The 14,144-nt window shown below is 66.5% G+C and carries 14 protein-coding genes; 5 read left to right on the top strand and 9 right to left on the bottom strand.

Annotated elements, in window-relative coordinates; all coding sequences use genetic code 11:
- Window positions 1-21 precede the first annotated feature (21 nt).
- The 4 genes from DM480_RS06930 (at window position 22) to holA (ending at window position 4,593) form a co-directional block, all read left to right on the top strand.
- Window positions 22-459 (top strand): DUF3576 domain-containing protein, encoded by a 438-nt coding sequence (locus tag DM480_RS06930; protein WP_115378178.1) that lies wholly within the window; start codon window positions 22-24, stop codon window positions 457-459.
- Between the two features lie 78 nt (window positions 460-537).
- On the top strand, window positions 538-3,048 hold the full coding sequence (leuS, locus tag DM480_RS06925; protein WP_115378177.1) for a leucine--tRNA ligase: 2,511 nt from the start codon (window positions 538-540) through the stop codon (window positions 3,046-3,048).
- A complete protein-coding gene (gene lptE / locus DM480_RS06920; RefSeq protein ID WP_115380962.1) occupies window positions 3,048-3,545 on the top strand; it encodes an LPS assembly lipoprotein LptE in 498 nt (165 codons plus the stop codon). The genes leuS and lptE overlap by 1 nt, the downstream gene beginning before the upstream one ends.
- A 28-nt stretch (window positions 3,546-3,573) precedes the next feature.
- Window positions 3,574-4,593, top strand: a complete 1,020-nt coding sequence (gene holA / locus DM480_RS06915) for a DNA polymerase III subunit delta (RefSeq protein ID WP_115378176.1) — start codon at window positions 3,574-3,576, stop codon at window positions 4,591-4,593.
- Between the two features lie 18 nt (window positions 4,594-4,611).
- Here holA and DM480_RS06910 read toward each other — a convergent pair whose 3' ends face one another.
- Genes DM480_RS06910 through DM480_RS06885 form a run of 6 tightly spaced genes read right to left on the bottom strand, consistent with a single transcriptional unit; the run spans window position 4,612 to window position 10,303 of the window.
- Window positions 4,612-5,517 carry a ParB/RepB/Spo0J family partition protein gene (locus tag DM480_RS06910; RefSeq protein WP_115378175.1) on the bottom strand — a complete coding sequence of 302 codons (906 nt, stop codon included), beginning with the start codon at window positions 5,515-5,517 and terminating at the stop codon, window positions 4,612-4,614.
- Window positions 5,514-6,293 (bottom strand): ParA family protein, encoded by a 780-nt coding sequence (locus tag DM480_RS06905; protein WP_115378174.1) that lies wholly within the window; start codon window positions 6,291-6,293, stop codon window positions 5,514-5,516. Before DM480_RS06905 ends, DM480_RS06910 begins: the two co-directional genes overlap by 4 nt.
- Window positions 6,290-6,895, bottom strand: a complete 606-nt coding sequence (gene rsmG / locus DM480_RS06900; RefSeq protein ID WP_115378173.1) for a 16S rRNA (guanine(527)-N(7))-methyltransferase RsmG — start codon at window positions 6,893-6,895, stop codon at window positions 6,290-6,292. Before rsmG ends, DM480_RS06905 begins: the two co-directional genes overlap by 4 nt.
- A complete protein-coding gene (gene mnmG / locus DM480_RS06895; protein ID WP_115378172.1) occupies window positions 6,892-8,727 on the bottom strand; it encodes a tRNA uridine-5-carboxymethylaminomethyl(34) synthesis enzyme MnmG in 1,836 nt (611 codons plus the stop codon). Before mnmG ends, rsmG begins: the two co-directional genes overlap by 4 nt.
- A 55-nt stretch (window positions 8,728-8,782) precedes the next feature.
- Window positions 8,783-10,057 (bottom strand): tRNA uridine-5-carboxymethylaminomethyl(34) synthesis GTPase MnmE, encoded by a 1,275-nt coding sequence (mnmE, locus tag DM480_RS06890; RefSeq protein ID WP_115378171.1) that lies wholly within the window; start codon window positions 10,055-10,057, stop codon window positions 8,783-8,785.
- A gap of 3 nt (window positions 10,058-10,060) precedes the next feature.
- Window positions 10,061-10,303, bottom strand: coding sequence for a DUF6489 family protein (locus DM480_RS06885; RefSeq protein WP_198665916.1), 243 nt, complete (start codon window positions 10,301-10,303; stop codon window positions 10,061-10,063).
- Between the two features lie 71 nt (window positions 10,304-10,374).
- On the opposite strand from DM480_RS06885, the gene DM480_RS06880 reads away from it, so the two are divergent.
- On the top strand, window positions 10,375-11,076 hold the full coding sequence (locus DM480_RS06880; RefSeq protein ID WP_115378169.1) for a dienelactone hydrolase family protein: 702 nt from the start codon (window positions 10,375-10,377) through the stop codon (window positions 11,074-11,076).
- Window positions 11,077-11,111: 35 nt separating this feature from the next.
- On the opposite strand, the gene DM480_RS06875 is transcribed toward DM480_RS06880, so the two are convergent.
- The 3 genes from DM480_RS06875 to DM480_RS06865 all read right to left on the bottom strand — a co-directional run bounded on the left by DM480_RS06875 (window position 11,112) and on the right by DM480_RS06865 (window position 14,057).
- On the bottom strand, window positions 11,112-11,801 hold the full coding sequence (locus DM480_RS06875; RefSeq protein WP_115380960.1) for a TerC family protein: 690 nt from the start codon (window positions 11,799-11,801) through the stop codon (window positions 11,112-11,114).
- Window positions 11,802-12,032: 231 nt separating this feature from the next.
- The gene (gene rho, locus DM480_RS06870) at window positions 12,033-13,289 is read right to left on the bottom strand and encodes a transcription termination factor Rho (protein WP_115378168.1); all 1,257 of its coding nucleotides are present in this window, start codon (window positions 13,287-13,289) and stop codon (window positions 12,033-12,035) included.
- 321 nt (window positions 13,290-13,610) lie between these two features.
- Window positions 13,611-14,057 (bottom strand): CopD family protein, encoded by a 447-nt coding sequence (locus tag DM480_RS06865; protein WP_115378167.1) that lies wholly within the window; start codon window positions 14,055-14,057, stop codon window positions 13,611-13,613.
- Window positions 14,058-14,144 lie beyond the last annotated feature (87 nt).

Raw genomic sequence — 14,144 nt, 5'->3', positions numbered from 1 at the left:
TCGACCAAGGACCAACCGCCCATGATCCGCCCGTTGCGCACCGCCCTCATGGTCGCCGTCGTCGCGCTGCCGCTCGCCGCGTGCGGCGGCCGCAACGGCACCGCGCCGGCCGACCTCGCCGCCTCGAAGGTGACGACGATCGGCGTCAATTCCTATCTGTGGCGCGCGGCGCTCGACACCTTGTCGTTCATGCCGCTGGTGCAGACCGATTCCAACGGCGGTGTGATCGTCACCGACTGGTACGTCAACCCGCAGGTGCCGACCGAACGGATGAAGGTGACCGTGACGATTCTCGACCAGGATCTGCGTGCCGATGCGGTCCGCGTCGCCGCGCTGCGCGAGGTGAACCGCGGCGGCCAGTGGGTGTCCGCGCCGGTCACCGCCGCGACGACGCAAAAGCTGGAGGACATCATCCTGACCAAGGCGCGCGACCTGCGCCGTGCGTCGATCGCCGGTTGATTTTACGGATGCGCCCCGTCCCGCGGCGAACGCCGCGCGGGACGGGGCGCAGACCATACGGACGGAGTTAAGCCCAACGTGGCATCACGCTTCAATGCACTGAAGGCGGACGCCGCCTGGCAGGCGATCTGGGACGAACGCCGCACGTTCGCGGCGAAGGACAATAGCGGCAAGCCGCAAAGCTACGTGCTGGAGATGTTCCCCTATCCGTCGGGGCGCATCCATATGGGACATGTGCGCAACTACACGATGGGCGACGTGCTGGCGCGCTATCGGCGGATGCGCGGCTATGAGGTGCTCCACCCGATGGGCTGGGACGCGTTCGGCATGCCCGCCGAAAACGCCGCGATGGAAAAGGGCGTGCATCCCGGCACCTGGACGCGCGCCAATATCGCGACGATGAAGGCGCAGCTGAAGCGGCTGGGCTTCGCGCTCGACTGGACGCGCGAACTGGCGACCTGCGAGCCCGATTATTACGGGCACGAACAGGCGCTGTTCCTGGACATGTTCGCGCATGGCCTCGTCTATCGCAAGGAATCGGCGGTCAATTGGGACCCGGTCGACATGACCGTGCTCGCCAACGAGCAGGTGATCGACGGGCGCGGCTGGCGGTCCGGCGCTCTGGTCGAGAAGCGCAAGCTCAGCCAGTGGTTTCTCAAGATCACCGACTTCGCCGAAGAGCTGATCGCAGGGTTGGGCGACCTCAAGGACTGGCCCGACAAGGTCAGGCTGATGCAGGAAAACTGGATCGGCAGGAGCCAGGGCCTGCAGTTCCGGTTCGCCCTGTCGAACGGCGAGTCGGTCGAGGTCTTCTCCACCCGCCCCGACACCATTTTCGGCGCGAGCTTCGTCGCGGTCGCGGCGGATCATCCGATCGCGCAAGGGCTGGCCGACCGGCCCGAGGTCGCAGCCTTCATCGAACGCTGCAAGCAGGGCGGCACGACCGCCGCGGAGCTGGAGACGCAGGAAAAGCTCGGCTTCGACACCGGCCTGACCGCCGCGCATCCGCTCGATCCCGATTGGCAGCTGCCCGTCTACATCGCCAACTTCGTGTTGATGGACTATGGCACGGGCGCGGTATTCGGCGTGCCCGCGCACGACCAGCGCGATCTCGACTTCGCGCGCAAATACGATCTGCCGGTGCGCCGCGTCGTCTCCGACGGCGATACCACCGATCCGGTCTTCACGGGCGACGAAGCCTATACCGGCCCGGGCAGCCTCGTGAATTCGCGCTTCCTCGACGGCATGGATGTCGAGAACGCCAAGCGCGAGGTGATCCGCCGTGCAGAGGGCGACGGCTGGGGCCGCGGATCGACCGTCTACCGCCTGCGCGACTGGGGCGTCAGCCGCCAGCGTTACTGGGGCACGCCGATCCCGATCATCCATTGCGATGACTGCGGTGCGGTGCCGGTGCCCAAGGACCAATTGCCCGTGCTCCTGCCCGAAGACGTGACGTTCGACGTGCCGGGCAATCCGCTGGACCGGCATCCGACGTGGAAGCACGTCGCCTGCCCGTCGTGCGGGCGCGCGGCGCGTCGGGAAACCGACACGCTCGACACGTTCGCCGATTCGAGCTGGTATTTCATCCGCTTCGCCAGCCAGCCCGATGACAAGCCGTTCGATCGCGCGGTGGCGGAAAGCTGGCTGCCGGTCGGCCAGTATATCGGCGGGGTGGAGCATGCGATCCTCCACCTGCTCTACGCGCGCTTCTGGACGCGCGCGCTGCGCCACATCGGCATGCTCGACATCGCCGAGCCGTTCACCGGCCTGTTCACGCAGGGCATGGTGACGCACGAGACCTACAGGTCGTCGGACGGGCGCTGGCTGTCACCCGCCGACGTCGACGGCGGCATCGAGATCGCGACCGGCCAGCCGATCGAGGTCGGCCGCGTCGAGAAGATGTCGAAATCGAAGAAGAATACCGTCGATCCCGAACCGATCGTCGATCGATACGGTGCCGACGCGACGCGCTGGTTCATGCTGTCCGATTCGCCGCCCGAACGCGACTTGCCGTGGTCGGAAGCGGGCATCGAGGGATCGTGGCGCTTCGTCCAGCGGCTGTGGCGACTGTTCGACGGCGATCCGGCCGAACCCGGCGAGGGCGGCGATCCCGCGCTCGACCGCAAGCTGCACCAGACGATCCAGGGCGTCGGCGCCGATATCGAGGCGCTCGCCTTCAACAAAGCGGTGGCCAAGCTGTACGAACTGACGAGCGCGATCGAAAAGGCGCCCCCCTCCCCGTCGCGCAGCAATGCGATTCATCAGCTGATGCTGCTCGTCGCGCCGATGGTGCCGCATATCGCCGAGGAAGCCTGGGCGAAAAAGGGCGTGGAGGCGGGCTTCGACGGCCTGATCGCCGATGCGTCCTGGCCGGAGGTCGATGCCGCGCTGCTGATCGACGACGAGATGACGATCGCGGTACAGGTCAACGGCAAGCTGCGCGACACGCTGACGCTGCCCAAGGACATGCCGCGCGAAGCGGTGGAGACCGCCGCGCTCGCGTCCGACAAGATCGTCCGCATCCTCGAGGGCAAGGCCCCCAAGAAGGTGATCGTCGTCCCCGGCCGCCTGGTGAATATCGTCGCATGATGAAGCGCCTGATCGCTACCGCCCTGCTGATCGCCCCGCTGGCCGGTTGTGGCCTGCACCCGCTCTATGGCGGCGGTGCCGGGGGCGGTGTCGCCACCACCCTGTCCGGCGTCGAGGTCGCGCCGATCGAGGGCAAGGCGGGCTGGCTGATGGGCAATGCGTTGCGCGACCGGCTCGCGGCGTCGGGGACGCCCCGCTATCGGCTCGACGTCAAGCTGGACGACCAGATCGCCGGGCTCGGCGTGCGGCGCGACGACAGCGTGACGCGCGAGCGCCGCACGCTGCGCGCGCGCTATCAGCTCGTCGACCTTGCCGACGGCGCCGTCCTGCTCGATGCGACCGCGGGGTCGGACGCGGGCATCGACGTCATCGTCTCGTCCGAATATGCGACGATCGCGGCGGAAAACACCGCACTCGAGAACCTCTCCGGCATCGTCGCCGACCAGATCGTCGCCAAGCTCGCTTTGTACGCCCGACGCCGCCAGCCGACACGCTGATGCGGCGTTCGCGTCGGATATCGCAGCCATGAAGGCGAATGCGCGCGATATCCGCGCTGCGATGGAGCGCCCCTCCCCCGACATGCGGCTGTTCCTGCTGCACGGCCCCGATGGCTCGGCCGCAGCCGAGCTCGCCGGGCGGCTCGCGCAGGCGATGGGTCCGGGCGCGGAACGTATCGATCTGGATGGCGCGGCGTTGAAGAACGATCCTGCGCGCCTCGCCGACGAGGCGGCGTCGCTGTCGCTGTTCGGCGAGCGGCGCCATATCCGCGTATCGCCTGCCGGCGAGGAAAGCCTGGAGGCGCTGTCGACCCTGCTGGCGGCCGATCACGCCGGCAATCCCGTCGTCGTGCTCGCACCCACCGTCAAATCGACGGCGAAGATCGTCAAGCTGGCGATCGACAGCCCGCGTGCGATGGCCTTCGCCTGTTACGAGCCGAGCGCCGCCGACCTCGAAAAGCTGGCGGGCACGCTTGCACGAGAGGCGGGGTTGCGGCCGCAGGGTGCGGTGACGCACCGCCTTGCCGCCGCCTGCGCGGGCGACCGAGCCGTACTAGCGAAGGAAATCGACAAGCTCGCGCTGTTCCTCGACGCCGCACCCGACCGGCCGCATGATGTGGACGAACGCGCGCTCGATGCGATCGGCGCAGATGTGGGCGAGGCGGAGATGGGTGCGGCGATCGAGGCGGTCGTTTCGGGGCGTACCGCCGTCCTCGGCACCGAATTGATGCGGCTCAGCGAGGCGGGGACCAGCCCTATCCCGTGGCTGCGCCTGCTCGCGCGTCGGCTGATGACGCTGGCGGAGATGAAGGCGGAGATCGACGCCGGCGCGACGCAGGACAGCGTATTCAAGCGCCATCGCGTCTTCTTTCGCGAGGAGGCCGCGACCGCGCAGGCCGTACGCCGGTGGACGCCCGCGATGCTGACCGTCGCCTTATCCCGCGTGCGCGAGGCCGAACGCGCGGTGATGGCGAGCGGCAATGCGGGCAGCGTATTGGCCGACCATGCGGTCACCGAACTCGCCCGCGGGGTCGAGCGGCGCGGCTGACGGCCGGTCGCTACGCGTTCAGATCGTATCGCCGGTCAGTCGCTGGCAGACCATGTCGAGCTGATCGAGCGTCGAATAGCCGATCGTCAGCGTACCGCCCTTGTCGCCATGCGTGACGCGCACGGAAAGGCCGAGCAGATCGGACAATTGCCGCTCGAGCGCGGCGATATCGGCATCCGGTTCGGGCGCGGGTGCGCGGGTCGACGGGCGGCCACCCGGGCGTTCGGGTTTCGCGCCCTTCGCGAGCTTTTCCGTCTCGCGCACCGAGAGGCCGCGCGCGACGACCTGCTCCGCCAGTCCCTCGACGTCACGCGCGCCAAGCAACGCGCGCGCATGGCCCATCGACAGCGAACCGTCCGTGACGCGGACCTGTACCGGATCGGGAAGTTCCAGCAATCGCAACAGGTTAGCGACATGACTGCGCGACTTGTGAACGATTTTCGCCAGCGCTTCCTGCGTATGGCCATATTCGCCGGCAAGCCGCTGATACGCCTGCGCTTCCTCGATCGCGTTGAGATCCTGGCGCTGGATATTCTCGATCAGCGCGATCTCGAGCGTCTGCGCATCGTCGAATTCGCGCACGACGACGGGGACTTCGTGGAGACGCGCGCGCTGCGCGGCGCGCCACCGGCGCTCGCCCGCAACGATCTGATAATCGTGGCCATGCGGCCGGACGACGATCGGCTGGATCAGCCCACGCGCGGAGATCGAGGCGGCGAGTTCGTCGAGCGCGGCTTCGTCGAAATGCCGACGCGGCTGATCGGGATGCGGCGACAGCGCGCTGACCGGCAGCATGCGTACGCCCGATGGCACCGGTGCCTTGCCGTCGCGCGATACTGGTGCCTCGCTCGCCATCTCACCGAGCAGCGCGGAGAGACCCCTGCCCAGCCCGGCCGGCCGCTGGCGCTTTCCCGAATCGCTCATGCCGCAGCCGCCTGTTGCGGCAGGCGCGCGATCAGCTCACGCGCCAGATCGATATAGGCCTGCGAACCCGAACAGCGATGGTCGTAGATCAGCGCAGGCAGCCCGTGGCTCGGCGCTTCGGACAGGCGCACGTTGCGCGGAATCACCGTCTCGAACACGACGCGACCCAATACTGCGCGCACGTCGGCCGCAACCTGATCGGTCAGGCGATTGCGACGATCATACATCGTCAACGCCACGCCGAGGATCGCAAGGCCCGGATTGAAGCGCTCCCGGATACGCTCGACCGTGGTCAGGAGCTGCGACAATCCTTCGAGCGCGAAGAATTCGCATTGCAGCGGCACGAGCAATTTGTCCGCCGCGACCATCGCGTTGATGGTCAGCAGACCAAGCGACGGGGGGCAATCGATCAGCACGATGTCCCACGCGCCCACTGCCCGGCGCAACGCATGGTCGAGCCGGTGCGTCCGCGCCTCGAACTCGACCAGCTCGATCTCGGCACCCGACAGATCGACGGTCGCGGGCACCAGGTCGAGCCGCGGAACGCGCGTCGCCACGACGGCCTCGCCGACCTCCGCCTCGCCGATCAAAATGTGATAGCTGGACCGCGTGCGTTGTGACTGGCCGACGCCGAGGCCCGTCGAGGCGTTGCCTTGCGGGTCGAGGTCGATCAGCAACACGCGTTTACCCGTCGCCGCGAGCGCGGTGCCGAGGTTGATCGCGCTGGTGGTCTTGCCCACCCCGCCCTTTTGATTTGCAACCGCGATGACCGTCACGACTTTGGCTCTCCGACCAGGATGGACGACCCCGCATCGGTCAGGCTTTGTTTCACGTGAAACATCCACTGCCGATTGCGACGCAGCGACTCAAGCTGCTCCGGCTCGATCCTTCCGCGCGGTAGGACCCAGCACGTACGTGCTGTGGCGCATCGCGCAGCCGCTTGCAAAAGCTTTTCGACCGACGCGACGGCGCGCGCGCTGATGATGTCGAACTGGCCTTCGAACTGCTCGACCTTCGCCGGCATGACCTGCGCCCTCGCGAGGTCGAGCCGTGCGATGCAGTCCTGAAGGAACGCGACACGCCGCTTGCGTGGCTCGACCATCGTTACCATGCCATCGAACAGGATCGCGACGACGATCCCGGGAAAGCCGCCGCCGGTGCCGATGTCCAGCCAGCGTCCATCGTCTTTTCCGGCCATATCGATCAACTGCGCCGAATCGAGGGCGTGGCGAACCCAGATCGACTCGACCGTCGACGGCGCTATGAGATTCTGTTCGCCATTCTCGATGCGGACCATATCGAGGAACGCCGCGACACATGCCGTCTTGGCCTCGCCGAAGCGCGTCGCGATCCAACTCCGGGCGTCGTCTTCGGTCACGCCGGCGTCCTTTGCGCATGGAGATAGATGGCGGAGAGTGCGGCCGGCGTGACGCCGCGCACCCGCGCTGCCGCGCCCAGCGTGGCCGGGCGCGCCATCGTGAGCCGATCGACCATCTCGTTCGACAAGCCGGCTATCCCCGCATAGTCGAGCGATGGCGACAGCACGATATGCTCGTCGCGCCGCAAGCGGGCGATTTCCTCCGCCTGCCGCTCCAGATAGGGTGCGTAGCGCGCATCCTCGACGATCTCGTCGATCACGGTCTGTGGCGCCCGATCCACGACATCGGGCGCAATCGCATCCAAGGTTACGCCGGGCAATCGCAGCCAGTCGTACCGGCTGCGACGGCTGCCGTCCTGCGCCACGGGTACGCCGATCGCGCTCAATGCAGAGGCGGTCATCATCGGCGACAACGTCTGCCGCACCCTGTCGCGTGCGGCGTCACGTTCCGCATAATGGCGAGCGCGCGCCGCTCCCAGGCATCCGAGCGCCGTCGCGTGCGCGCCCAGCCGTGTCTCGGCATTGTCGGCACGGAGGGACAGCCGGTATTCGGCGCGTGCCGTCAGCATGCGGTACGGCTCAGTCACGCCCTGCAGCACCAGATCGTCGACCATGACGCCGATATAGCTGCTCGCCCGGTCGAGTATGCAGGGCGCCAGGTCGCAGGCTTCCGCCGCCGCATTCAGACCCGCGACCAACCCCTGCCCCGCCGCCTCCTCATAGCCGGTCGTGCCGTTGATCTGCCCGGCGCAGTAGACGCCCGGGATCGCCGTGAGCGCGAGCCGGGTGTCGAGGCTGCGGGGATCGAGATAGTCGTATTCCACCGCATAGCCGGGCGTCATGATCCGCGCGCGCTCCAACCCCGGGATCGACGCGATCATCGCCTGCTGGACATCGACGGGCAGCGAGGTCGACAGGCCGTTGGGATAGACGGTCGGGTCGGCCAGCCCTTCCGGCTCCAGAAAGACCTGATGCCCGTCCCGGTCGCCGAACCGATGAATCTTGTCTTCGATCGAAGGACAGTATCGTGGCCCCTGCCCCTCGATCGCGCCACCGAACAACGGTGAGCGATCAAGACCGGCGCGGATCGCGTCGTGTGTCACACCCTGCGTCCGCGTCACCGCGCAGGCGATTTGCGGGTTAAGCCGCGTGCGCGTCATCGGCGACATAGTCCATGGCTCCGCGTCCGACGTCTGCTCCTCCAGCCGTGCCCAGTCGATCGTCCTGCCATCCAGCCGCGGTGGTGTACCCGTCTTCAGCCGCGACAACGGCAGCGACAGCGCGCGGAGCTGGGCCGCGAGCCGCTTCGCCGGCCGCTCACCGATCCGGCCGCCCTCCTCACGCTCATCACCACGAAACATCCGCGCGCCGAGGAACGTACCCGTGGCGAGCACGACGGTGCGCCCTGCGACGCTGTTGCCGTCCGCCAGGATCACGCCGGTCGCGCGGCCGTGATCGATCGACAGCGCGTCCACTTCGCCCGCGATGATGGTGAGCGTCGGCAAAGCGGCCAGCATCGTCTGGATCGCCTGCGCATACAGACGACGGTCCGCTTGGACCCGCGGGCCCTGCACCGCGGCACCCTTGCTGCGATTGAGCATGCGATAATGGATCGCGGCGGCATCCGCCGCGCGGCCGATCAACCCGTCGAAGGCGTCGACCTCGCGGACGATATGCCCCTTGCCCAGCCCCCCGATTGCGGGGTTGCACGACATCGTCCCGATCATCGCGGCATCGAAACTGACAAGGGCGGTGGTTGCGCCGCGGCGCGCGGCAGCAGCGGCGGCCTCGGTCCCGGCATGCCCACCGCCGACCACGATCACATCGAACATGATCGTCGGCCTAGGTCAGTCGGCGCGGATCGTCAAAACTGTTCCACGTGGAACATCACTTACCGATGCAGAAGCGTCCGAACAACGTATCGAGCATCGCCTCGGTCGCATCGATCCCCAGGATCGTCCCCAAAGCACGCGTCGCGATGCGTAAATCCTCCGCCACCAGCAAGGCATCCTCCGCAGGATCGGCTATCGCATCGCGTGCGACCTGCACGGCACGCCGTTCGTCCGCCCGCAACGCGAGCATATCGCTACGCGGCACCAGCGTCTCGGCGCGTGCGGCGATCAATCTCCACAGAGCGGCGACGCTCGCGGCATCGGATTGTGCCACCGCGATCTCCCGATCTGCGGCTGGCGGTTGCCGACCCGGCGCGTCCGCGCGAGGGTGAATGCGGATCGCATCGGCGCGCGGTGGCTCCCCCTCGCCCAGCCACAACAGGATATCGGCGCGGGCGATCGCTTCCCCCGCCAGGCCGACCCCGATACGCTCGATCGCATCGTCGCTATCGGTAAGCCCGGCGGTATCGGTCAGGATGTACGACAGGCCATCGCGCACGACCGCCGCTTCGATCCGGTCGCGCGTCGTTCCCGCAATCGGGCTGACGATCGCGACATCGCGCTGGCTCAGCATATTGATGAGCGTCGACTTGCCGCTGTTGGGCGGCCCCGCCAGCACGACGCTCAGCCCGTCGCGCACCCGTTCGACGGGCGGTTCCGCAAGAATAGCAGTCCACTCCGCGGCAAGCGCGACCATCGCTTTCCGAACGTCGGCAAGCGCCGCACCATGGGCCGCGACATCGTCCTCGTCGGCGAAATCGAGCTGCGCTTCGACTTGCGCCGCGAGCATCGACAAGCGATCGACCCAGCCATGCACCATCCGGCTGATGACACCCTCGGCCGCGGCGAGCGCCGCGACACGCTGTCGCTCGGTATCTGCCGACAGCAGATCGGCAAGGCCCCGCGCCTCGGCCAGATCGATCCGCCCATTTCCCAATGCGCGGCGCGTGAACTCGCCGGCCTCTGCTGGTCGCAGACCGGGTTGCCGGCCGAGCGCCTGCAACAGGGCGGCGATCACCGCGCGGCCGCCGTGGCAATGCAATTCTGCAAGATCCTCCCCCGTCGCGCTGGCAAGACCGGGGAAGAGCAGCACGAGTGCGCGGTCGATCAGCGCGCCGTCCTCGTCACGCAGTGCGCGCACCCGGGCTTCGCGTGGCGGTGGTAGCGACCCCGCCAGCCGCATGACCGCCGTGAACGCTGCCGGGCCGCTGATGCGGATAACGCCGATGCCCGCCGGCGCCGCGCCGCTCGACAGCGCGAAGATCGTCATCGATCAACCGCCCTTCTTCGTGCCGCTCCCGATCTGGTCGAACAGCTGCCGCCACATCGACATGCCCGCCTCCCCCATCGGCGCCCAGCTCTTCATCATGTTCTCGAGCAGTTCGGGACGCATCTGGCCGTTCATCGTTTCGAGCAACGAGGCGATATAGCGATCGTGAACGGGGGTCAGATCGGGGAGTCCCATCGCGCGGCGCGCCTCTTCCGGAGTCAGATCCACGTCCACCGTCACCTTCATGATATGCATCCCGTTGCCGCGCTGTGGCGTTTGACATAGCCCAGCCGAACCCGGCTTGCGAGAGGACCTCCATGACCAAGACCATCACGATCGACACGCTCGATAACGACGACAAGTTCACCGCCTATGTCGCCGAACCCGAAGGCGCGCCGAAGGCCGCGATCATCGTCATCCAGGAAATCTTCGGTATCAACGCCGGCATCCGTCGCAAAGCCGATACGCTGGCCGAGGCTGGCTATCTGGCGATCGCGCCGGAGCTGTTCTGGCGGTTCGCACCTGGCGTCGAACTCGACCCCGACGTTCCGAACGAGATGCAGCAGGCGCTCGACCTCATGGGCAAGTTCGATCAGGATGCCGGCGTCCGCGATATCGAGGCGACGATCCGCGCTGCACGCGCCATGCTGCCCGAAGGCGGCAAGGTCGGCGCGGTCGGATATTGTCTGGGCGGTCGTCTGGCGTTCATGACCGCGGCACGAACCGATATCGACGCGTCGGTCGGCTATTACGGCGTGGGCATCGACGGCCTGCTGCGCGAGGCGCATGCCATCGCCAATCCCGTGCTGCTGCACGTACCGGAGGAGGATCATTTCGTCGACAAGGATGCGCAGAAGCGCATGCACGACGGGCTCGACGATCATCCCAAGGTGACGCTGTACGACTACCCCGGCGAGGACCACGGCTTTGCGACCGAATTCGGTCAGCGCCGCTCGGATGCGTCGGCAAAGATCGCGGACGAACGTACCGCAGCCTTCTTTGCGGAGCATCTCGGCTGAACGAAAAAGGGGGGCTCCGCGGCCCCCCTCCCCGATCAAAACAACGTAGCGAGCCCGACGTTCGGGTCGACGACGCCCTCGTAGATCATCTTGCCCGCGACGTAGAGGATGACGAGCAGGCCGACATAGGCGATCCAGCGATAGCGCTCGATGTAGCGGGCGATCAAATTGGCAGCGACGCCCATCAGCGCGACCGACAGCAACAGACCGATGATCAGTATTCCGGGATGTTCGCGCGCGGCGCCCGCCACCGCGAGCACGTTGTCGAGGCTCATCGACACATCGGCGATCGCGACTGCCCAGGCCGCACCGATGAACGTCTTGGCCGGACGTACGGCGGCCCCTTCCCCGTCGATCTCCTGCGCCCCGCTGTCATGGCGGATTTCGCGCCACATCTTCCACGCCACCCACAACAACAGGATACCGCCGGCGAAGATCAGGCCGATCAGCCCGAGCAGCCAGCTGACCACCAGCGCAAAGGCGATACGTAGCACCAGCGCGGCGATAATGCCGATCAGGATGACCTTCTTGCGCTGATCCGCGGGCAGCCCCGCGGCAAGCGCGCCGACGACGATCGCATTGTCGCCCGCCAGCACGACGTCGATCATCAGCACCTGGAGAAACGCGGAGAGCGCCGCCGGCGAGGTGATGTTCGAAAAGTCGTTGACGATATGCTGCCAGATCTCGGCCGGGGACCCCGGACCGGCCGTAGCGGCGCTCAGCATGGCGATGACGGACACGTCGTTACTCCCCGTTTGATATCGATGTGCTTAACGCAGCAACGCGCGAAAGCCATGGCTGACGCGCGTTGCGGGATGTGTGACGTTTTGTTGCTACCTCGCCAGGGCGCGCGCGGACGCGGGCGAAGCCCGCGTCGTCGGACGGGCCGTGCCTTGGCACGCCCGCCGGCCGAGCCGGTGCGAATCCTGCCGCAGCATGCGGCAGGCCGCTTTCGGCTATTGATTCATGCTGTCGAAAAAGTCTTCGTTGGTCTTCGAATTCTTCATCTTGTCGAGCAGGAACTCCATCGCGTCGATCGTGCCCATCTGCATCAGGATGCGGCGCAGCACCCACTGCTTGCTGAGCTTGTCCTTGTCGACCAGCAGCTCTTCCTTGCGGGTGCCCGACTTGCCGACGTCGAGCGCCGGGAAGACGCGCTTGTCGGCGACCTTGCGGTCGAGGACGATTTCGGAGTTACCGGTGCCCTTGAACTCTTCGAAGATCACCTCGTCCATGCGGCTGCCGGTGTCGATCAGCGCGGTGGCGATGATCGACAGCGAACCGCCCTCCTCGATGTTGCGCGCCGCGCCGAAGAAGCGCTTGGGGCGCTGCAACGCATTGGCGTCGACACCGCCGGTCAGCACCTTGCCCGACGACGGCACGACGGTGTTGTAGGCGCGGCCGAGACGCGTGATCGAATCGAGCAGGATCACGACGTCCTTCTTGTGCTCGACGAGGCGCTTGGCCTTTTCGATCACCATTTCGGCGACCGCGACGTGGCGCTGCGCGGGCTCGTCGAAGGTCGAGGAGACGACCTCACCCTTCACGCTGCGCTGCATGTCGGTGACTTCCTCGGGCCGCTCATCGATGAGCAGAACGAGCAGGAACACCTCGGGATGGTTGTCGGTGATCGCCTTGGCGATGTTCTGCAGCATCACCGTCTTGCCGACGCGGGGCGGCGCGACGATCAAAGTACGCTGGCCCTTGCCCTGCGGGCTGACGATGTCGATGACGCGCGCCGACTTGTCCTTCTGCGTCGGATCGGCGGGATCGAGCGTGAGCTTCGATTCCGGATACAGCGGCGTCAGATTGTCGAAGTTGACGCGATGGCGGACCGCATCGGGATCGTCGAAATTGACCGACGTCAGCCGCGTGATCGCGAAATAACGCTCGCCATCCTTGGGCGCGCGGATTTCGCCCTCGACGGTGTCACCGGTGCGCAAGCCCCATTTGCGGACCTGGTTGGGCGAGACATAGATGTCGTCGGGACCGGCGAGGTAGTTCGCCTCCGGGCTGCGCAGGAAGCCGAAGCCGTCGGGCAGGACCTCGATCGTGCCGAGGCCCATGATCTGGTCGCCATTTTCCGCCTGCACCTTCAGGATCGCGAACAGCAGATCCTGCTTGCGCAAGGTCGAGGCGCTCTCGACCCCCAATTCCTCGGCCATGCTGACCAGTTCGGCGGGCGTCTTTTTCTTCAAATCTTTGAGATGCATGGAAAGTTTTTCCGGATGCGTAGGCAGGGGGATAAAGCTTGGCGAGGCGAAGAACCGCGAAAACATGCCGAAGCTTGAGGGAGAAAGCGCGAAGGACCGGCAGGACGCCGCTCCGCGCTGGAGTGTGAGGTAAGCGCGGAGGCGCAGCGCGTCAAGCCGGGAACGTCGCGCCCTCGGCACCCGACACCGCGAGTCTTGACAGAATTGACACCTGAACGCGTAATCTCGTTACACGTTCTTGTACTTAAATACCCACAATGCGAAAGATCATCCGCCTGTTCTTATAGCAGCCTGCCGCGATGTAGGACAGCACAACCGTGGTCAAAACGGTTTGACGAATGCGAGCACGACGATGGCAATGCCGAGCGAGGCGGGCACTTCGTTGACCAGGCGCAGGGTCCTGCCGCTCAGCCGCATCTCGCCCCGCGCCAGCCGCTTCGCATAGCCGACTGCCCAGCCGTGATAGCCCGACAGCAGCAGCACGAGCAGCAGCTTGGCGTGCAGCCACCCCGCGCCCCATTGCTGGCTGATCGTCGCCAGCGTCAGACCGAGCAGCCACACGCCGATCATCGCCGGGGTCAGGATGATGCGGCGGATCTTGCCCTCGCGCTCCACCCATAACGCCGCCTCGTCGCCGCGGCCGGCGACGATCGCCTCCTGGTGATAGACGAGGTAGCGCGGCAGCATGAACAGGCCGGCCATCCAAAAGATGACGAGGATGACGTGCGCGGCGACGAGCCAGAGGTAGTGCGTCTGCAGCCAGTCCATCGATCGGTGTCCTTACCTCGTCATGCCGGACTGGTTCCGGCATCCACGTTGCTGTGCATCGTGTGGCCGCGGTGTATGCGGACGGGT

It is taken from the genome of Sphingomonas sp. FARSPH, from assembly GCF_003355005.1.
Classification (GTDB): Bacteria; Pseudomonadota; Alphaproteobacteria; order Sphingomonadales; family Sphingomonadaceae; genus Sphingomonas.
Note: the sequence above shows the minus strand (reverse complement) of the source record. Positions and strands in the feature narration are given on the sequence as shown.